This window comes from Providencia sp. 2.29, from assembly GCF_015832305.1.
Taxonomy (GTDB): domain Bacteria; phylum Pseudomonadota; class Gammaproteobacteria; order Enterobacterales; family Enterobacteriaceae; genus Providencia; species Providencia stuartii.
Window position 1 is genome coordinate 1,173,298 of record NZ_CP065420.1, and the last position, 18,131, is coordinate 1,191,428.

At 38.7% G+C, this 18,131-nt stretch carries 22 protein-coding genes and 5 pseudogenes; 2 read left to right on the forward strand and 25 right to left on the reverse strand.

Annotated elements, in window-relative coordinates:
- Nucleotides 1-284: 284 nt before the first annotated feature.
- The 15 genes and pseudogenes from I3B46_RS05215 to I3B46_RS05275 form a co-directional block, all read right to left on the reverse strand.
- Nucleotides 285-1,393, reverse strand: a protein-coding gene (locus tag I3B46_RS05215) for an IS3 family transposase (protein WP_101495226.1) whose coding sequence is annotated in 2 segments (ribosomal slippage) — nt 285-1,141 and nt 1,141-1,393 — 1,110 coding nt in all. Because the reading frame shifts where the segments join, the coding sequence is not laid out codon by codon here.
- Between the two features lie 51 nt (nt 1,394-1,444).
- The gene (locus I3B46_RS05220) at nt 1,445-1,642 is read right to left on the reverse strand and encodes a hypothetical protein (protein ID WP_230089057.1); all 198 of its coding nucleotides are present in this window, start codon (nt 1,640-1,642) and stop codon (nt 1,445-1,447) included.
- 298 nt (nt 1,643-1,940) lie between these two features.
- Nucleotides 1,941-2,192, reverse strand: coding sequence for a hypothetical protein (locus I3B46_RS05225; RefSeq protein WP_104872920.1), 252 nt, complete (start codon nt 2,190-2,192; stop codon nt 1,941-1,943).
- Nucleotides 2,193-2,465: 273 nt separating this feature from the next.
- Entirely contained in the window at nt 2,466-2,822 is a 357-nt protein-coding gene (locus tag I3B46_RS22650) for a nucleic acid/nucleotide deaminase domain-containing protein (protein WP_104872919.1), read from the reverse strand.
- Nucleotides 2,823-2,833: 11 nt separating this feature from the next.
- Nucleotides 2,834-3,268 carry an RHS repeat domain-containing protein gene (locus tag I3B46_RS22655; protein WP_404935966.1) on the reverse strand — a complete coding sequence of 145 codons (435 nt, stop codon included), beginning with the start codon at nt 3,266-3,268 and terminating at the stop codon, nt 2,834-2,836.
- A gap of 97 nt (nt 3,269-3,365) precedes the next feature.
- A complete protein-coding gene (locus tag I3B46_RS05240; protein WP_004917071.1) occupies nt 3,366-3,659 on the reverse strand; it encodes a hypothetical protein in 294 nt (97 codons plus the stop codon).
- Nucleotides 3,650-4,351, reverse strand: a complete 702-nt coding sequence (locus I3B46_RS05245) for an RHS repeat domain-containing protein (protein ID WP_231405898.1) — start codon at nt 4,349-4,351, stop codon at nt 3,650-3,652. Before I3B46_RS05245 ends, I3B46_RS05240 begins: the two co-directional genes overlap by 10 nt.
- Before the next feature lie 190 nt (nt 4,352-4,541).
- Nucleotides 4,542-4,970 (reverse strand): hypothetical protein, encoded by a 429-nt coding sequence (locus I3B46_RS05250; protein ID WP_004916875.1) that lies wholly within the window; start codon nt 4,968-4,970, stop codon nt 4,542-4,544.
- Between the two features lie 45 nt (nt 4,971-5,015).
- Nucleotides 5,016-5,231 carry a hypothetical protein gene (locus I3B46_RS22300; RefSeq protein WP_163761952.1) on the reverse strand — a complete coding sequence of 72 codons (216 nt, stop codon included), beginning with the start codon at nt 5,229-5,231 and terminating at the stop codon, nt 5,016-5,018.
- A gap of 48 nt (nt 5,232-5,279) precedes the next feature.
- Nucleotides 5,280-5,570 carry an RHS repeat-associated core domain-containing protein gene (locus tag I3B46_RS22305; RefSeq protein WP_237683268.1) on the reverse strand — a complete coding sequence of 97 codons (291 nt, stop codon included), beginning with the start codon at nt 5,568-5,570 and terminating at the stop codon, nt 5,280-5,282.
- Between the two features lie 51 nt (nt 5,571-5,621).
- Nucleotides 5,622-5,699: pseudogene (locus I3B46_RS22310) on the reverse strand (RHS repeat domain-containing protein); the annotation flags it as partial.
- Nucleotides 5,700-5,729: 30 nt separating this feature from the next.
- The gene (locus I3B46_RS21695) at nt 5,730-6,011 is read right to left on the reverse strand and encodes a hypothetical protein (RefSeq protein ID WP_231405900.1); all 282 of its coding nucleotides are present in this window, start codon (nt 6,009-6,011) and stop codon (nt 5,730-5,732) included.
- A complete protein-coding gene (locus I3B46_RS05265) occupies nt 5,998-6,378 on the reverse strand; it encodes a hypothetical protein (protein WP_104872917.1) in 381 nt (126 codons plus the stop codon). The genes I3B46_RS21695 and I3B46_RS05265 overlap by 14 nt, the downstream gene beginning before the upstream one ends.
- Nucleotides 6,379-6,447: 69 nt before the next feature.
- A pseudogene (locus I3B46_RS05270) lies at nt 6,448-6,624 on the reverse strand (IS3-like element ISSde8 family transposase); the annotation flags it as partial.
- A 99-nt stretch (nt 6,625-6,723) separates the two neighbouring features.
- Nucleotides 6,724-7,257: a hypothetical protein gene (locus tag I3B46_RS05275; RefSeq protein WP_104873613.1), complete on the reverse strand. Its 534-nt coding sequence runs from the start codon at nt 7,255-7,257 to the stop codon at nt 6,724-6,726.
- Between the two features lie 243 nt (nt 7,258-7,500).
- Here I3B46_RS05275 and I3B46_RS05280 point away from each other — a divergent pair.
- A pseudogene (locus tag I3B46_RS05280) lies at nt 7,501-8,608 on the forward strand (IS3 family transposase).
- Between the two features lie 84 nt (nt 8,609-8,692).
- Here I3B46_RS05280 and I3B46_RS05285 read toward each other — a convergent pair.
- The 4 genes from I3B46_RS05285 to I3B46_RS05300 form a co-directional block, all read right to left on the reverse strand.
- Complete coding sequence (locus I3B46_RS05285) at nt 8,693-9,196, reverse strand: hypothetical protein (protein WP_053110412.1); 504 nt, start codon at nt 9,194-9,196, stop codon at nt 8,693-8,695.
- Nucleotides 9,193-9,477: a hypothetical protein gene (locus I3B46_RS22315; RefSeq protein WP_053110411.1), complete on the reverse strand. Its 285-nt coding sequence runs from the start codon at nt 9,475-9,477 to the stop codon at nt 9,193-9,195. The genes I3B46_RS05285 and I3B46_RS22315 overlap by 4 nt, the downstream gene beginning before the upstream one ends.
- A gap of 69 nt (nt 9,478-9,546) precedes the next feature.
- On the reverse strand, nt 9,547-9,816 hold the full coding sequence (locus tag I3B46_RS21700) for an RHS repeat-associated core domain-containing protein (RefSeq protein WP_231405901.1): 270 nt from the start codon (nt 9,814-9,816) through the stop codon (nt 9,547-9,549).
- Nucleotides 9,817-10,164: 348 nt separating this feature from the next.
- Nucleotides 10,165-10,545 carry a hypothetical protein gene (locus I3B46_RS05300; RefSeq protein ID WP_053110406.1) on the reverse strand — a complete coding sequence of 127 codons (381 nt, stop codon included), beginning with the start codon at nt 10,543-10,545 and terminating at the stop codon, nt 10,165-10,167.
- 189 nt (nt 10,546-10,734) lie between these two features.
- Between I3B46_RS05300 and I3B46_RS05305 the strand changes: the two are divergent.
- Nucleotides 10,735-11,438 (forward strand): annotated as a pseudogene (locus tag I3B46_RS05305) (IS1 family transposase).
- Nucleotides 11,439-11,739: 301 nt separating this feature from the next.
- Here the strand turns inward: I3B46_RS05305 and I3B46_RS05310 are convergent.
- From I3B46_RS05310 to I3B46_RS05325, 6 genes and pseudogenes are all read right to left on the reverse strand, one after another.
- Entirely contained in the window at nt 11,740-12,408 is a 669-nt protein-coding gene (locus I3B46_RS05310; RefSeq protein WP_104872916.1) for a hypothetical protein, read from the reverse strand.
- Nucleotides 12,408-12,983, reverse strand: coding sequence for an RHS repeat-associated core domain-containing protein (locus tag I3B46_RS21710; RefSeq protein ID WP_255532012.1), 576 nt, complete (start codon nt 12,981-12,983; stop codon nt 12,408-12,410). Before I3B46_RS21710 ends, I3B46_RS05310 begins: the two co-directional genes overlap by 1 nt.
- Nucleotides 12,984-13,034: 51 nt before the next feature.
- Nucleotides 13,035-13,112 (reverse strand): annotated as a pseudogene (locus tag I3B46_RS21975) (RHS repeat domain-containing protein); the annotation flags it as partial.
- A gap of 30 nt (nt 13,113-13,142) precedes the next feature.
- Nucleotides 13,143-13,307, reverse strand: coding sequence for a hypothetical protein (locus I3B46_RS21720; RefSeq protein WP_231405903.1), 165 nt, complete (start codon nt 13,305-13,307; stop codon nt 13,143-13,145).
- A gap of 297 nt (nt 13,308-13,604) precedes the next feature.
- Nucleotides 13,605-13,994, reverse strand: coding sequence for a hypothetical protein (locus tag I3B46_RS05320; protein WP_231405904.1), 390 nt, complete (start codon nt 13,992-13,994; stop codon nt 13,605-13,607).
- The gene (locus tag I3B46_RS05325) at nt 13,945-18,126 is read right to left on the reverse strand and encodes an RHS repeat-associated core domain-containing protein (RefSeq protein ID WP_231405905.1); all 4,182 of its coding nucleotides are present in this window, start codon (nt 18,124-18,126) and stop codon (nt 13,945-13,947) included. The genes I3B46_RS05320 and I3B46_RS05325 overlap by 50 nt, the downstream gene beginning before the upstream one ends.
- Between the last annotated feature and the right edge of the window lie 5 nt (nt 18,127-18,131).

Genomic DNA, 18,131 nt, shown 5'->3' on the forward strand with positions numbered 1-18,131 from the left:
TTATGAGCCAAAAATCATCAGTAAAACCATTCTTAACACAGTATCGCAGCGATAAACTTAAGTGTAAAAATAGTTCTGAATCCTGCGAAAGCTCTGGTTTACGTATATTTTGTGGCATAACAGCCAGTAAGACCGTTTTCTACCGATATAGTAGCCCAGTTATAGGTAAACTTGTACAGCTAAAAGTCGGTAATTTTCCTCAAATAGCATTGATTGAGACTAGCGTTAAGTTGCAAGAGTTTAAACAGTTACACAAATGAGGTCGATGCTTTGTCCACTCCCCATTAATTAAGACACTTCAAATTAGAGATTTCTAACTGTTTACGGTATGTCTCCGGTGGGAGGTTATTTAAACTTTCGTGGGTTCGATTTAGATTGTAATCTTGCTGCCAAAACCACACCATCTCTCGTACTTGGCTTAATGATTCAAATAAATAGGCATTTAAAAATTCACGGCGAAATGAACCATTAAATCGTTCGATAAAACCGTTTTGTTGAGGTTTACCGGGTTGAATATGGCATAAATCAATTCGATTATTTTTACAATAATTCAATAGATTAGCTGAAATAAGTTCAGGCCCATTATCCACTCGAATTTGTTTCGGCAATCCTCTATCGATTTTCAAACGTTCTAGTACTCTAATGACTCGTTCAGCAGGCAATGACGTATCAACTTCAATTGCCAGGCACTCACGTGTCCCCTCATCAATAATATTCAAGGTTCTGAAGCGTTTACCACAGTACAAACTGTCGTGTACAAAATCCAAAGCCCATTGAATATTCGGGACTTTTTCTATCACTAATGGTCTTTTTTCACGCTTCGGAAGCACCTTTTTAACCCGTCGTTTCAAGTTCAATCCTAATCGACAATAAACGCGATAAACTCGTTTATGATTAAAAGAATAGCCTTGAAATCGCAGCCGAAAATAGCATTTCCAAAATCCTGATTGTGGTGATTTCGCTAACACAGATTGTATGGCATCGATCACCACTTGGTCTTTTTTACGCCAATCTAACGGTTGACGGTAAAAAGTAGCTCGGGGCAATGAAGTTAGTTTGCAAGCCTTAATGACTGATAAACCTGCCTCTTTTAATGATTGTGCACAGGACTTCTTTTCAGTCACTACCAACCCTTTTTTGCAAAAAGCTCCTTCATCGCCTGATTTTCAAGGCTGACTTCCGCAAAGAGCTTTTTCAGTTTCGCATTTTCATCCTCAAGCTCTTTTAATCGTTTAACATCATTAGCTTCCATGCCACCATATTTTGATTTCCAATTATAATAAGTGGCGTTACTGATCCCATTTTGGCGACAAATGTCTTCCACTTTCATCCCTGAATCAGCGAGCTTTAAAATATTAACGATTTGAGTTTCAGTAAAACGGGCTTTTTTCATCATGACCTCTGCAATTTTTAGGGCAGAAACTCTAATTATAGCTGTCTTATTTTAGGGGGAGTGGACATAGGAATCGACCTGTTCATTACTTTTAATATTTAGCACTACTGACCAAGATGATATATCACCACTTTTACCTCTCATTGGTTCAGTGATTACATAATATTTTAAATTCAGGGGGAGTGATTTTTTTCCACCTTGTTGCACTGGTGTCCAGTGAATCTTGACATTTTTTTTTGAAGTTTCCATTTTCCCCTCTATTTTAGCAAGTTGGTTGATGTATGTATTTACTCCATTTAGGTTTAATTTTTTCCTCATTGAGGACTGTATTTTCTATAAATCTAGCTTTTCATATTCCATCCAATCGAGGGGTTTTATAAGCAGCATCAGTTATATTATCAGGTACATTGAATTGAATGACACGGAAATCACCACCATGCCCCGTTTTTTCACCTCACATTACAGTTGTGTTACCTTATTAGTTGGTGAGGTCGAGTGGGGCACTGTTACTATAACAATGATAAGTAAAATGATGGTATTACCAATATTATAATGATTTATAAAAACTGACTCTTTCATCATTTAAGGGGAAAAAACCTTCTTCTAGTTCATAGGTTTTTGTAACCCAATAATATTCTGCATCTTTCATAGCATCAAAATCAATTTCATTATAAAATAAATTGATTTGTTCAGGATCAAATTCTTTGTCAACTGAATAGTTAGTTACTACTTGATTTAAAAATACATTATAAAAAGATACAAATAGTTTAATATTACTATTACAAAATAATATTTTCACGTTTTTATCTGGGGAGTATGTATAAAATATTTTACCATCAATTTCTTTAAAACAAAAATAACCACTTAAGTCCTCACCAAATATAATGTAATTTTCATTTGAATGTGTTAAAAAATAAGTTGGTTTGTAAAATTTAAAGTTATAATTTGTATAAGAAGGAAGTAAATCTACTTTATCCTCTAAATATTTTATTTTTTTTTTTGATAATGAATGATATTTTTAATATCAATCAACTTAGATTCTAATGTTTCTGTAAGATATGGCATATTTCACCTAACATGTTTTTTTGATATTATTTAGATTATGTTGTAAATCTTTTCTGCCTGAAGAACTGTAATTAAAGTTATAAGTATTTTTTGGTGAATATTTATTCACAAGCGGATTGCAACTAGTGCAAGGGTGCCTTTCCGAAAAAACCTCGTTAATGGTAATCCCTGGCTTATTCGCATACTTAGCTATTAATTTCTCTTCAGAGTGTAAAAAACCCAGATCATTTCTTACTACATCTATATAATTTTTTCCGTCTTTCGTGTAGTTTATAGTCGCATAGTTTGTTCCTTTGGCATTAAAATTACCGTCTAAAATACGCTGGCCTATTACACTTTGGCTTAACCCTTCACCATAAGGTATTTGTTCTACAGCTAGTCCAAAGGATCAATCAGTTCCATTAGGTTTACTGCATACTGATACAGATTTATCCTACCCAACAACCCAATTGGGTCAGGCATGATAAATCGGCCTATCTGTGGGTCGTAGAATCTAAAGGTATTAAAATGTAATCCGGTTTCATTGTCAAAATATTGTCCGGCATAGCGTAAGTTCTGCTCAAAGGACTCCATTTCACGTTCAGGGTCGGAGTAGAAACTTAATGGACTACTGCGAACAAAACCAAAACGTTCATATTTCCCTGACCACACCGTATTGCCTTGTTCGTTGGTGACGTCGAGTGGGATATAATAGCTGGCGTGTTCTTCGTAGCAATAGGGTTTCAGGTTTATCTCGATACAGTTTACCTGCTCCCCGATTTTTATGCATAGCAGGTTTCTTAGTGAACAGTCACTTTTGGGTAGAAAGATCTGCTCACAGAATCCACTTTTAGTTCACTGTTTTTCTTATCCCGAACTCAGGTTAGCTAAGCAATGGTCACTGTAACTCAGGTAACGTAATCATATATTATTTTAAAAAAACGGTGGCTACTTTTTTGGGTCCTTCGTATATATCAAAAGTACTATGTTGTTCCATGCGTTCTTTCGGTGCGTTATCCATTAAGAAATCAACACTAGCCTCACTTATAAATTCATTATTTTCTGATTTTGTGGAATGTATATCAAAAACTACACTCCAAGCATTATTTTGCCAAGTAGTATCTTCGGGGAATCTTGATACAGCATAATATCGACCTACATCTGGAGGTCTTGTTCGACCGCCATCTTTTTTTTGTACCCATTTTATTTTTACTAAATGCATCTTTGGTTTCCTTTCGCTGTAACATTTTTACTCCAAGTTATTTTCACATTAGAATTATTAAGATCATCTAATGTGTCAAATCTAGCTGGACCAATACTATCTAAATGAGGGTCAAAATGCCATTTTTTAGCAATTTCATCTGGTACATTTATTTGTACAACTTTAAATGTATCACCTCCATGCCCCATTTTGTTACCCCAAATAACAGCATTGTCATATGTTGTAGCAAACCATTTACCTTCTAATGCATTCGGTGGTGAAGTCCAAGTGCCAGTTTTCATCAAGCTCTCATATTCGCTAATATTCATGCCTCGGTATAAGGTCATTAATCCGAAAGGATCCACCCATGACATCGGATTAGGCGCATAAGCATACAGATTCATTCCACCCAATAACCCAATCGGGTCGGGCATGATAAAACGGCCTATCTGTGGGTCGTAGAATCTGAACGTATTAAAATGTAATCCGGTTTCATTGTCAAAATACTGTCCAGCATAGCGTAAGTTCTGCTCAAAGGACTCCATTTTGCGATCTGGGTCGGAGTAGAAACTTAATGGGCTACTGCGAACAAAACCAAAACGTTCATATTTCCCTGACCACACCGTATTGCCTTGTTCGTTGGTGACATCGAGTGGTGCACTGTTAATATCGCAGTGATGCCAGTAATAGTGGTATCCACTGGATTGCTTCACAATAACGGCGAGGGAGGATAGCTGCGCTGCCGTACTTTTCGTAACGTAACTTGATATTAACTCTATCGCCAACTTTTCAAACAGTTCGTTTTACCGTAATTTAAAAATATCCTTTTGAAGTTACCCCAATAGTTGGATAACCAATTACTAGGGGGAATTTTTATGTCAAAATACATCCTGAGCCTTATTCTTATAAGCGTATCTTTGCGAGAGTATTAACAAAAAGACGGTGTATGTCTGAACAAAACTGAGAGTTTTCAATGAAGTCAGGTAAAATCAAAACATAATAGAAAATATCATCTAACTGTAAATTTATATCATATGGTTCAAAATTTGATTCAGATTCAAACTCAAACAATGTAGCTATTCCATGTAAATTAACTATCTTTGCTTCTATACAAAAACATCCTTTATTATCAAGATCAAGGTTATAGCCAATATCTTCATGATGACGTAACATGTTTTTATCTTTATAAAAAAATAGCGATTCTTCATCGTTGTATGAATTATATTCGTACTGATAATCTATTTTAAGGATTTCATTTTTAAAAAAAGAAAAAACACTTTTCGTTGGTTTGTTCGTATAAAATCCATATAATTCGCCTGTCCATTCAGACATAAAATTCTCCTATGCTACAAATTTTGATGAATGTCATTGATTCAGCTAACAGCGACCATGTGTAACACCACTTTTTATTTTATTATTAGGATCGCGAAGATTTATATTTTCTTGTATGAAAAGACGTTTCACTCCATCCTGCCTGTCAACTCGTTGGATCTTGCTACTATCTATTTCAAAAGAGATATAATGTGTACTCTTTGCATTAGTTAGTCCCATTTGCCCTCTAGCTTTTGATGCATTCAGTTCTTCAGGCGACATTGTTGTCACATATACTGCATTAGGTTTTCCAGATATGGCTCCTTTACCTCAAGCTCCTGGGTCACTCATATTTATAGAACCAGTACCCATAATCCCTTTATATCCATCACTACTTGTGTAGTGATAAACTCTGACAATTTCCCCGCCCCAAGGGTCAATCCATCCCAATGGATTAGGTGCATACTGATACAGATTTATCCCACCCAATAACCCAATTGGGTCGGACATGATAAAACGGCCTATCTGTGGGTCATAGAATCTGAAGGTATTAAAATGTAATCCTGTTTCAGTGTCAAAATACTGTCCAGCATAGCGTAAGTTCTGCTCAAAGGACTCCATCTTGCGATCTGGGTCGGAGTAGAAACTTAATGGACTACTGCGAACAAAACCAAAACGTTCATATTTCCCTGACCACACCGTATTGCCTTGTTCGTTGGTGACGTCGAGTGAGGCACAGTTAATGTCGCAGTGATGCCAGTAATAGTGGTATCCACTGGATTACTTCACAATAACGGCGAGTGGGGTATAACTGCCGTGCTCTTCGTAGCAATAGGTTTGGTATTTACCGGTATTGATATCCTGCTCTTGCAGTAATCGTAGTCCTTGCCAGACAAAATGGGTTTCATGTCGTTCTACTTTGCCGTAAGCCCGTGACTCAACCACTTTATGAATGCGGCTACCCGGTGCATCGTAGTGATACAGTCGTTGTTTGTGGAAATTGAACTTGAGGGTTTTACCACAAAGTAAAACCTCTTGTTCTATTTCTTCAATAAGACTCAATAATTACTTTTGCAGAACTACCATGGAAAATAGTATCTATATATTCTTTCAATGTTCTATAGTTAAAGTGTTCAGCATTTAAATACACTAAAATATTTGAAAACCCAACATCCTTTATTTTGTCAGTTTTTATTTCAATTTTTAGGGTGTATTTTCTTAAAATGATTTTATCAATAGCATTAGAATACTCTCTTTCTGAAAGACTAGTTTGAATGCCAATTGAATCATCAACCTCCCCATCATCAAATCTTGATAAGATCAGATTATTTTGTGGGCTTGTAGGGTCATCTCCTACGCCAATAACAACAACGTCATTCTCTGTATAGCAATTAACAATGGAGGCTTTAAAAGTATATATATTATCCATAATTTTATCTTAGCATTTTTTTGAAGTTGTTGGTGTTTGTTTTTTAGGTGTGACATTCAAAGTCTGTTTTTCTGCTCCTTCCCAATTTAACTCAGCAAGGTATTGTTGCTTCCATCGCGACACAGCAGATTTGCCCGCCCCAGATATTTGTTCAACTTGAATATTGCTATATCCCCCTTCAACCATGAGTTTTGCATATTCCAGTTTTTGCTTTGCACTAAAGGTCACTTTTACTTTTCGGGTTATATTTATACCTATACGATTTTGCTTAATTATAAGCTATAAATCTCTACAGTTTTATTAGACCATCCCAAAAATATTTTCCATTAGAAACCAGACACTTCATTAACATTGTGAAAATTCAATATTCAACCCTTCTTCATTACATAAATCGACAAATAGTTGAGAGACAATCATTTGCTCACAAAAGACACTATCTCTCGCTATAAAGAAATCTTTATCACATTTATAGGCAGGAATATCGATTAGTTTAGTGCCATCAATAAGTTCCCTAAACGTTATTCTTTCCTCGTCAATAATTGGAAGGTAATTGTTTACCTTACATAAAGACATCGTTTCACTAGCATTTTCCACAGTACATTTATAGAAGGACATTTCAGATGCAATTCTACGCTCAAATATAGATACCGCTCTCTGTGAAAAAACTGGGACTCCGATATTGGCAGGAAAATAATCTGAAACCATCAGTTTATCACTCCGCATAGTACTTTGTACTTTACCTTTTGGTAGTGAATATGAGAGAAACTTATCATCCCCTTCATTCCAAATGAAAAAGCTTGATAATCTTGACTTTGGGTCTGAGAAGTCAATAACTCCATTTCCCAATGAGAAGCTACTACTAATAGTATAGATATTCATGCCCTTATCCTCGTAATCAAGCACATGTAAGTTTTCCTGTTTTGAATCCTTTACGAGCCTCATGCTGTAGGTTCAATACTTCACTTTGTATTCGTCGATAATCCCATTTTTCTTTATTTGCAACTCTCTCCAAAGCATCTAGTTTTGACTTCATCATTTCATTATATATTGCATGCTGTCCACTTCCCTTAAAATAAGACAGCGATAATTAGATTTTCTGTCCTAAAAATTGCAGAGGTCATAATGAAAAAAGCCCGTTTTACTGAAACTCAGATCGTTAATATTTTAAAACTTGCTGATTCTGGTATGAAAGTGGACGATATTTGCCGCCAAAATGGGATTAGTAACGCCACCTATTATAATTGGAAATCAAAGTATGGCGGCATGGAAGCTAATGATATTAAACGATTAAAAGAGCTTGAAGAGGAAAACACGAAACTGAAGAAGCTCTTTGCGGAAGTTAGCCTTGAAAATCATGCAATGAAGGCGCTTTTCGCAAAAAAGGGTTGGTAGTGGCTGAAAAGAGAGCCTGTACTCAATCATTAAAAGAGGCAGGCTTATCAGTCACTAAGGCTTGTGAGCTGACGTCATTATCACGAGCCACATTTTACCGTCAGCGAATAGATGGCGCAAAAAAGACCGCGTGGTAATCGATGCTATACAAACCATTTTAGCTAAATCGCCACAATCGGGATTTTGGAAATGCTATTTCCGACTACGATTTCAAGGCTATCCCTTTAATCATAAACGAGTTTATCGCGTTTATTATCAATTGGGGCTAAACCTGAAACGACGGGTTAAAAAAGTGCTTCCGAAGCGTGAAAAGAAGCCATTAGTGATAGAAAAATTCCCAAATATTCAATGGGCACTGGATTTTATGCACGACAGTTTATACTGCGGTAAACGGTTCAGAACACTCAATATTCTTGATGAAGGAACACGTGAATGTTTAGCGATTGAGGTTGATACGTCATTACCGGCAGAACGTGTTATCAGAGTGCTTGAACGTTTAAAAATCGAATGGGGGTTACCAAAGCAACTCCGAGTCGATAATGGGCCTGAGCTGATCTCAGTTAACTTATTGAATTATTGTGAAGATAACCAAATTTCGCTATGCCATATTCAACCAGGAAAGACACAACAAAATGGCTTTATCGAACGTTTTAATGGTTCGTTCCGTCGTGAATTTTTAAATGCGTATTTATTTGAATCGTTAAGCCAAGTTAGAGAATTAGCGTGGTTTTGGCAGCAAGATTATAACCAAAATCGAACTCATGAAAGCTTAAATCACCTCCCTCCGGAGGCCTATCGTAAACAGTTAGAAAACTCTAGTTTAGGGGGGCTTAATTAATGGGGAGTGGACAATCAGCACGTGTATCAGTATAGTTAAGCTAGAAGATTGAAATATCTTCTAGCTTAACTACGATAAAGTTCTTTACTGGTCAAGCTTTAGTAGGGTTAGATCATTCACTATATGACGCAATTCATCATATCTAAACTCTTCATAGAAGATATTTTTAGGATAATCTATTAAATCCTTCAATGATTCACTAGTATCAACAAATCTCCATAAAATGGCACCAATTTCATCGGTTAATTTGTATGAATATATATTAAAATAATCTGACCAAGTTCCTAAATTCACATTAAAATTTTCGGCTAACTCATACTCTTCACCATTAAAGTCTAAGATATCTGCTTCTAATAGTTCATAAGTAGAACAATAATTATCAAGCAAATATCTTTGATTTAAGTGTTTTTTGTTTAAAATTTCATTGAGCCCACCGATTAAGTAGCCATCAAAAAAAATTGTATCGTCTAAGCTTCCAAAAAATAAGTCATTAATCCAAAACTTTGCTCGGCCAATAAATTTCTCCTTATTTTCAAAAAAATATTCGACTGCAAGAGTATTTTTTTTTCCTATAAGTCTTGTCTTCATTTGCACGGTTTTATACCTTCCATATTTTTTGCATACTTAGGGACATTTCTTGGATCTATAGCTCTAGGTTTGCCTCTAATATCAACACCATCCGTTGAACCATTCCAATGGAATGGTCCTGAGCCATCAGCAGCACTACTTTGGAATCTATGCCAAACAGCTTTTTTACCTTCCCCAATTTTGACCCAACTCGTTTTTGAGTCATTAGGGTCTAACTGACTAAGTTTAAAGAGCTCTTCAGCGTTAGGTGGTATTATGCTTTTGGAGCTATTGAATGGCACTTGTCTACCTGGTAAATACCCGGGTTCATGATGTCCGGGATTTTTATAAATTAAAGCCTCCGTCAATCCTCAAGGATTCACCCACATTAGCGGGTTAGGTGCATACTGATACAGATTTATCCCACCCAATAACCCAATTGGGTCGGACATGATAAAACGGCCTATCTGTGGGTCATAGAATCTGAAGGTATTAAAATGTAATCCTGTTTCAGTGTCAAAATACTGTCCAGCATAGCGTAAGTTCTGCTCAAAGGACTCCATCTTGCGATCTGGGTCGGAGTAGAAACTCAATGGGCTACTGCGAACAAAGCCAAAGCGTTCATATTTCCCTGACCACACCGTATTGCCTTGTTCGTTGGTGACATCAAGTGGGGCACTGTTAATGTCGCGGTGATGCCAGTAATAGTGGTATCCACTGGATTACTTCACAATAACGGCGAGGGGGGGGAACTGCCGTGTTCTTCGCAGCAATAGGTTTGGCATTTACCGGTATTGATATCCTGCTCTTGCAGTAACCGTAGTCCTTGCCAGACAAAATGGGTTTCCTGTCGCATTGGCTTGCCATGCGCCCGTGACTCAACCACTTTATGAATGCGACGACCCAGTGCATCGTAGTGGTACAGCCATTGTTTGAGGAAATTAAACTTGAGGGTTTTACTACAAAGTAAAACCTCTCATTCTATTGCTTCAAAAAGACTCAATAATTACTGTTGCAGAACTATCATGGAAAATAGTATCTATGTATTCTTTCAATGTACTATAGTTAAGGTGATCAGCATTTAAATACACTAAAATATTTGAAAACCTAACATCCTTTATTTTGTCAGTTTTTATTTCAATTTTTAGGGTATTTTTTTCTAATGTGATTTTATCAATAGCATTAGAATACTCTCTTTCTGAAAGACTAGTTTGAATGCCAATTGAATCATCAACCTCCCCATCATCAAATCTTGATAAGATCAGATAATTTTGTGGGCTTGTAGGGTCATCTCCTACGCCAATAACAACAACGTCATTCTCGGTATAGCAATTAACAATGGAGGCTTTAAAAGTATATATATTATCCATAATTTTATCTTCGCATTTATTTTTAATTTATTTAGCTATGTAGAAATTAAATCTAAACATTGTAATGATTTATTTTCAATCATCTGTGCTCTCATAAATTTCGGCTGAGTAAAGCTACGTGGAAAAATGGGTTATGTATTCAATCCGGTGATTAACCTGTAATATAGGGTAATTTACCGGAGAATATTCATGGCTAAAGTCAATGTAAGGTGCCCATTTTGTCAACAAACTTCCTCAGTGAAAAAACATGGATTAGGGAGCACTGGACATCAACGTTATCGTTGTCAAGATTGCTGCAGAAGCTTCCAACATGATTATGAATATAGAGCCTGCCAACCCGGTGCTAAAGATAAAATTATCGACCCCCACGATGAATAATGCGGGTATTCGTGATACTGCTAGGGCACTTCATATTAGCATTAATGCGGTAGTTCGTACTTTAAAAAACTCTCGCCGAAGCAGGTAACTTCTTTACCCCTTGATAATTTGCACATTGAACTCCTTTGCGAGGTTGATGAGCAGTGGTCTTTTATGGCTAACAAGAAACAACAACGCTGGCTCTGGTATGCTTGGGAACCTCGCCTAAAACGGATTATTGCTCATACGTTTGGTCGTCGAAACAAGAGAACTCTTCGCCAGTTACTGGCTTTACTGTCTAGATTTAATGTGGCTTTTTGGTGCACGGATAAGCTCAGTGCTTATGAGATATTACCCAAACAAAAACATGTGGCAAGTAAGTTTTATACACAACGTAACGTATAGAAAGAGAGAATTTGAACTTGAGAAATCTCTTAAAGCAGCTTAACCGTAAGACGTTAGGTTACTCAAAGTCACCTGAAATGCATGATAAAATCATCGGTACATTCATAGAACGGGAGCATTACCTATTGTGATGATCTCTATATTGAATACACGACCGAAAAATGAGTATTTATTAGATGGTTTTATTGCCTACAGTTTGAGGTCGAAAAAGTCATCACTGAATATCCAACATACTGAAAAATTAAGATTTTAAATAATGGCTTAAACCTCGTTCAGACTATCTAGCTTCTATAGTAGTCTATGTCGTTATTTATAATTAATTACTTCTTCTCACTCTGGTTAGACTGTCAGGTTTAATTATGCCTAACATACTAAACCTGACAATCTAAATTTTAAGTAAATACAGTCAATTGGAATCTGATGTTTGAATTGTTAATTATTTATACTATTCTCGACATATTCTTTAATGACATTAAAATCGTCAAGTAATTTTTTATTTTTACTGTTAATTGAGATTTCATTATACAATGCCATTGTTTGCTCTACATAATATTTTGGTTGAGAAGATAATTTTAATAACAAGCTTCCTTTTAATATTCTGTTACTAGTACTTAAAGCTAAAGGAGGAAGTTTTAACTGATTAATATCATTGATTTCTTTATTTAATTCGCTGGGGGAACTATATTTATCAAAAAATGGAATGCATATTTTAATAAAATCATTCTTCCATTCGGTAATTATGTCATTAATGCGGGTATCAGATGTTATGATCTGTTCTGTATACTCTCTGCCGATTTTTATATCAAAATATTCACAAATTTCAGTAATTTCACCTCCATAGATATAAGGAGGGCAAACTGTATTTTTTGCTAATTTTTTGAACTCCTTATTTATGCCATCTATACTAATGTATAAAAAAGTTCTTAAGGCTAAATGACTCCCTCTATTAATAAAATTCAACATACATATTTTGCTGACTTCATTCTCAAAAATCTCAAATTCACATTTTGATTTTTTGTATTTAGCATTATAATGCTTCATGAATTCAATTAATTCGTTTAGCATAAGTTCTTTTTTGCTTGATAGACTAACTGGTTTCATTAGCATGATGTCCTTATTTGACGTAAAGAATTAGGTTTAATTTGTTTTGCTTGACTACCTCTAGGTAAAACAGCACTACGGCTTGATCCTTTAAATGTTCCACCTTTTTCATTTAGTAGTTTTTGATTAGCTGTAAATGGGGCGTTTCCATTTTTAGCATCAACTAAGTCTATAATATTCCCTGAGTTTCTATCTATAACCATAAAGTCAGGATTAGAATACAAAGCTTTTCCGGTTGGTCCAACCTCTCCATTTATATAGACTCGCGGTTGCTCTAATATTTCATACTGTGCTGAAGGGTATTTGCTTTGAAGTTGTTTAAGCACCTCCGGTTCTGATAGAGTTTTTGCAGTATTGTAATTATCACGGACAACACTTAACCCCCAAGGGTCAATCCATACCAATGGATTCGGAGCATACTGATACAGATTTATCCCACCCAATAACCCAATTGGGTCGGGCATGATAAAACGGCCTATCTGTGGGTCGTAGAATCTGAAGGTATTAAAATGTAATCCGGTTTCATTGTCAAAATACTGTCCAGCATAGCGTAAGTTCTGCTCAAAGGACTCCATTTTGCGATCTGGGTCGGAGTAGAAACTTAATGGACTACTGCGAACAAAACCAAAACGTTCATATTTCCCTGACCACACCGTATTGCCTTGTTCGTTGGTGACGTCGAGTGAGGCACAGTTAATGTCGCAGTGATGCCAGTAATAGTGGTATCCACTGGATTACTTCACAATAACGGCGAGTGGGGTATAACTGCCGTGCTCTTCGTAGCAATAGGTTTGGTATTTACCGGTATTGATATCCTGCTCTTGCAGTAATCGTAGTCCTTGCCAGACAAAATGGGTTTCATGTCGTTCTACTTTGCCGTAAGCCCGTGACTCAACCACTTTATGAATGCGGTTACCCTGTGCATCGTAGTGATACAGTCGTTTTTTGTGGAATTTGAACTTAAGGATTTTACTACAAAGTAAAAACCTCTTATTCTATCGCCTCAATAAGACTCAATAATTGCTGTTGCAGAACTATCATGGAAGATAGTATCTATATATTCTTTCAATGTTCTATAGTTAAAGTGTTCACATTTATTAAAGCACAACATTTAACACTGATAGAATCTGACAGACACCTGTATGAATAACCGGTAACTGTCAGGTCAAATCTGAGTTACTACATATTAGCGAATATTAACAATTATTACTGTTACTAATTATCTCATTAATTTCAGTTCGCCATACATTTTTCCATTTTATCTCTAAATCTGAAGAGTAATTTTCAATTGAATAATAGTCATCTTTATCATTATTAGATACAAAGCACTGATCAACGCCATTAACGATCCATGTCAGTAGATTTGAAATATCTTTGTCTTGATTATTTTCTTTAAAAAATAACTTAGCATTTTTTATTAGATCAATTAATAATACTTCATCAAAGAAAGCATTCTCAAATAAAGAGTAGCAAAAAGTTCCCTCGATCAAGTCATCTTTGTTTTTTAATATATTATGTTTTAAATTAGCTTTCATGTTAGCATCCCGGACCTTTTCTTTTTGCGGCTTTAATTGATTTCTTTTCATTATAAGAACCATCCAAATTAAATACTCCCTTAGACTTATCCAACGATGAAAAAGTTTCGTAGTGATCTTTATGAAGATTATCTAAATAGAAATAATCACCTTTTTTAAAGGTCACATCCCCAACTTTAACTTTACTAGTTATCTTATAAATCTCAGCCCCTTGGAATTTTTTTCCTGTTGTTGTAGCTGCATCACCTACGATCTCAAGGAAGCGATCTAGACCTAGCGGATCTACCCACATCAGCGGATTCGGCGCATACTGATACAGATTTATCCCACCCAATAACCCAATCGGGTCAGGCATGATAAAACGGCCTATCTGTGGGTCGTAGAACCTGAACGTATTAAAATGTAGCCCCGTTTCATTGTCAAAATACTGCCCGGCATAGCGTAGATTTTGCTCGAAGGACTCCATCTTGCGTTCTGGGTCAGAGTAGAAACTCAATGGGCTACTGCGAACAAAGCCAAAGCGCTCATATTTCCCTGACCACACCGTATTGCCTTGTTCGTTGGTGACGTCGAGTGGGGCGCTGTTAATGTCGCAGTGGTGCCAGTAATAACGGTAGCCGGCGGGTTGCTTCACGATGACGGCGAGTGGGGTATAGCTGCCGTGCTCTTCGTAGCAATAGGTCTGACATTTACCCGTATTGATATCCTGCTCTTGCAGCAACCGTAGCCCTTGCCACACAAAATGGGTTTCATGTCGTTTCAGTGTGCCGTAAGCCCGTGACTCAACCACTTTATGAATGCGACGACCCAGTGCATCGTAGTGATATTGGGCTTTCATGTCGCTGGTTTGGGCGATAACTAAACGGTTATCCCCATCATACTGATAAGTTTGTTTGGCTTGGTTAGGGTGCCCGCGTGAAATCACGTTACCATAGGCATCATGGCGATATTGCCAGCCTTGAAATTGAAGTAGCCTATCCCCTTGTGGGCTTAGGGCAGGCATTGATGGCGTTTGAGCCTCGATTTCTGATTGAGGACGCTCTAACAGATTATCCGCACGGTCATAGAACAGCATGGCATCCATGTTTTCGCCACTGGAGACTTTTTTCAGTCGCTGCTCAGAGTCATACAGGTATTCCACCCAACCCCGATAATGGTCTTCCATCGCGCCAAGGTTATCTTGTTCGTCATAGAACCATTTTCGTGATGAGGCAATGCCGTTGAGTGGATGCGGTTTATTGCGTGAGCTGAAGGTACTTATCGTCCGTCCCAGCTTATCGTACTGTCGATATTGGGTTAGAGCACCTTGGGTACGGCTGATTTCACGGTGCAGGTCATCGCGTTCAAATTCGGTGATTAAGTGCGGGGTGCCGTCGACAAGGTGATTGATGGCAGTGGCATGCCCTGAACCGTAATAGAGCCAGTTTAGGCTGTCACCTTGAGGTAACGTCAGACAGCTCAGATTATTGAGTTCATCGTAAGCAAATTCGACGATATCATCGCCCGTTTGCTCACGGGTAATACGCCCAAGGGCATCATAGGTAAAGTGAACTTGGTTAGCCTGCAAGCCCATTTCAAGGCCGAGTTGATTCGGTTGCCTCGACGCCACCAATAAGCGGTTTAGGCTATCCCACTGGTACTGATAGCTATCAGTTAATGTTTCCCGTTTAGCAAGGTTACCCGCGGGGTCATACTGTAACAACACCGTGCGAGCGGGGGAAGGGAACACACGGTCGCCTAAACGAGTTTCCTCGGCTAAACGTCCGAAACTGTTATAGCGATATTGCAGCAGCGTATCATCCGGTCTGATTTCCTCGATGAGTCGGCCTTCGGCATCACGGTTGAGTAGGTAACGTCCGCCATTGGCGTTTTCAATTGAAATTAATACGCCTTCAGCATTGTAATGGTAATGGATATGTCGAGCGAGTTTATCGATTTCCGTTGTGACGCGACCGAAGGCGTTGTATTGCCACTGACGTGGGGTATTGTCATTGCGTTGGTGATGGGTGAGGAGCCCCGCGGCATTCCAGGCCAATTGAACGGTAGAATTATCCGGCAACACAATGCGCGTGATGTGTCCTGCATTATCGTAGTGGTACTCTGTGGCTTCATGTAAGGCGTTAGTGTGAGAAACCAAACGACCTTCATCATCATAATGCCAGTAGTGCTGCTTGCCAGAACAGTCGGTATGACGCAGTAATTGTCCGCGTTTTGTCCAGAGGAACTCGCTGCGCCCCTGTTTGGCATCAATGCGGACGGTGGGGCGCAGTGTAGTTTTAAAGTCATAGCGGTATTCGGTCGTTTGCTCCAGTGGAGAGATTTCTTTGATTAACCGTCCAAAACGGTCATACTCTAAACGTGATTCAGTGCCATCAGGCCAAAAGACAGCAATAAGGCGGTCACGTTCATTTTGGTATTGCCAGCGGGTTTGGTTGCCATTACCATCGGTTAAACTGAGTAATCGTCCTAACTCATCCCATTCACTGGTTTGCGTATGTCCTTCGGCGTTGCGACAGCCGCAAGGTAGCCCAAACTCATCCCACAAGAGTTCGGTTTTGATGCTTGTTCGGTCAGTGTACTGAATGATTTGATAGTTATCATTGAGTTGCCAAAATGAGGTAGAGCCATCATACCAATAAGCGGTGCGTGTGAGATGGATATCATCGTATTCCAGTCGGTAGCTTTCCCCTTCGCTGGTTGTGTTTTCAATCACACGCCACAGGTTATCGTCGGAGAGTTCCCAACGGTACTCGCTGCGTAAACCATATTTATCCGTATGCCACGCCATGATGCCAGCATCTGTCCAACCAAATTGGCGGTAAGGGTGGTCTGTGTGCTGTTCGACACGTACCAGCTGGGCGTGTTCGTTATAAAAATAAGCACATTGACGGCGACGAGCTTGATTGGCGTTTACCTGATACACGGCTGTGAGACGTGATACTGTTTTTTCTTCAAACGGAAAGGATTGGTATTCACAAACGATATTCAGGTCACCGCAACCGGTAATGTGAATGAGTTGATGCTGTTCGTTGTAGTGGAAACGTTGCTCATTACCGACATTATCTATGACGTGGCTTAAGCGGCTGCGACCTTCGGTATCAAAAGGGGGGTAATGATAACGCAGTTCACCTGCATCCTGAAACGTCCAACTGTCATCGTCATTGTGGATCATCCAGCCTTGGGCAGCCTCACAAAAGCTACGATACCCTAGTGGGATGTCTGGAAACGGAAGGATGTCACCCGACAGGTTTTGCCAAACAAAGCCGTCTTCGGTTTTAATCAATTGGGTTTCCCAAAAGAAACTCCAGCCTCGACCCAATACACCCTCATAACAATAACTGCTTAAATAATTGCGTTGCCAGTAAAGCGGTAATTCAGATTCATAGGTAAAATCCAGCTCTTCTTCACCGTTTAATACTTTCTGCCCACCAATCACCTCCACAGGGCGAGTGAGTATGCCGATTGCGGGGATTGCCATGCTCATCGCTGTAAGTACCGTTCCATAACGACAGAAGAAACGGCTAATTTTGGTGCTGCCTGGTAATTTGCTCCACAGCTTTGCCACCGCGCTGGGGCCTTTCGCCACTCCTCCACCAAAGCTTAAAAATCCCGCAAATAACATGGTTAAATCAGAGGCCGTAGTGACCCAAGACGGAATTTCAGGCTCTATATCTTCAGTGGCTTGTGTCCCCCCACCAATCCGGACATTGGGGGAGCCTTCCATCACCGTGGCATCACAGGTGGTTTTATCACCGACCCGAGAAGCAGGGAATCCATTGATATACACCGAGTCAGAGCCTTGTGCCATTTGACGCAGACTATTTTCCTTATCGCACTTGACGTCACTGCGAGTGGAAATGGCGGCGGCCTTACCGTTAATTCGTACATTGTGAGAGCCGGTTTTGATTTCCCCGCAGGGGCTTAAGGATTTAGATCCCGTTTCAACACATTTATCCCGTGCCCATTCCGCTAGCTTAGCTGTGCCATACCCAATTGCTACTGAAGCTCCAATAGCAAAAAAACCGATACCAACACAACTTGTTCCAATGCCAATCCCCATCAAGGCACCAGAGATGACTGCGCCTCCTATGGCAATAGCCGCCCCTAATACCGTACCGATGAGCATTCCCCACATCGATTTTGAATGACCGATGATATCACCGACTCTGGCGGCTTCTGGCATGGTGG

What these genes read in the sequence shown, in the direction of transcription:
- I3B46_RS05220 (WP_230089057.1), bottom strand. Translation starts at nt 1,642, where the DNA reads ATGGAAACTTCAAAAAAAAATGTCAAGATTCACTGGACACCAGTGCAA.
- I3B46_RS05240 (WP_004917071.1), bottom strand. Translation starts at nt 3,659, where the DNA reads ATGCATTTAGTAAAAATAAAATGGGTACAAAAAAAAGATGGCGGTCGA.
- I3B46_RS05250 (WP_004916875.1), bottom strand. Translation starts at nt 4,970, where the DNA reads ATGTCTGAATGGACAGGCGAATTATATGGATTTTATACGAACAAACCA.
- I3B46_RS22300 (WP_163761952.1), bottom strand. Translation starts at nt 5,231, where the DNA reads ATGTCGCCTGAAGAACTGAATGCATCAAAAGCTAGAGGGCAAATGGGA.
- I3B46_RS22305 (WP_237683268.1), bottom strand. Translation starts at nt 5,570, where the DNA reads ATGGAGTCCTTTGAGCAGAACTTACGCTATGCTGGACAGTATTTTGAC.
- I3B46_RS05265 (WP_104872917.1), bottom strand. Translation starts at nt 6,378, where the DNA reads ATGGATAATATATATACTTTTAAAGCCTCCATTGTTAATTGCTATACA.
- I3B46_RS05275 (WP_104873613.1), bottom strand. Translation starts at nt 7,257, where the DNA reads ATGAATATCTATACTATTAGTAGTAGCTTCTCATTGGGAAATGGAGTT.
- I3B46_RS05285 (WP_053110412.1), bottom strand. Translation starts at nt 9,196, where the DNA reads ATGAAGACAAGACTTATAGGAAAAAAAAATACTCTTGCAGTCGAATAT.
- I3B46_RS05300 (WP_053110406.1), bottom strand. Translation starts at nt 10,545, where the DNA reads ATGGATAATATATATACTTTTAAAGCCTCCATTGTTAATTGCTATACC.
- I3B46_RS05310 (WP_104872916.1), bottom strand. Translation starts at nt 12,408, where the DNA reads ATGAAACCAGTTAGTCTATCAAGCAAAAAAGAACTTATGCTAAACGAA.
- I3B46_RS21710 (WP_255532012.1), bottom strand. Translation starts at nt 12,983, where the DNA reads ATGGAGTCCTTTGAGCAGAACTTACGCTATGCTGGACAGTATTTTGAC.
- I3B46_RS05320 (WP_231405904.1), bottom strand. Translation starts at nt 13,994, where the DNA reads ATGAAAAGAAATCAATTAAAGCCGCAAAAAGAAAAGGTCCGGGATGCT.
- I3B46_RS05325 (WP_231405905.1), bottom strand. Translation starts at nt 18,126, where the DNA reads ATGCCAGAAGCCGCCAGAGTCGGTGATATCATCGGTCATTCAAAATCG.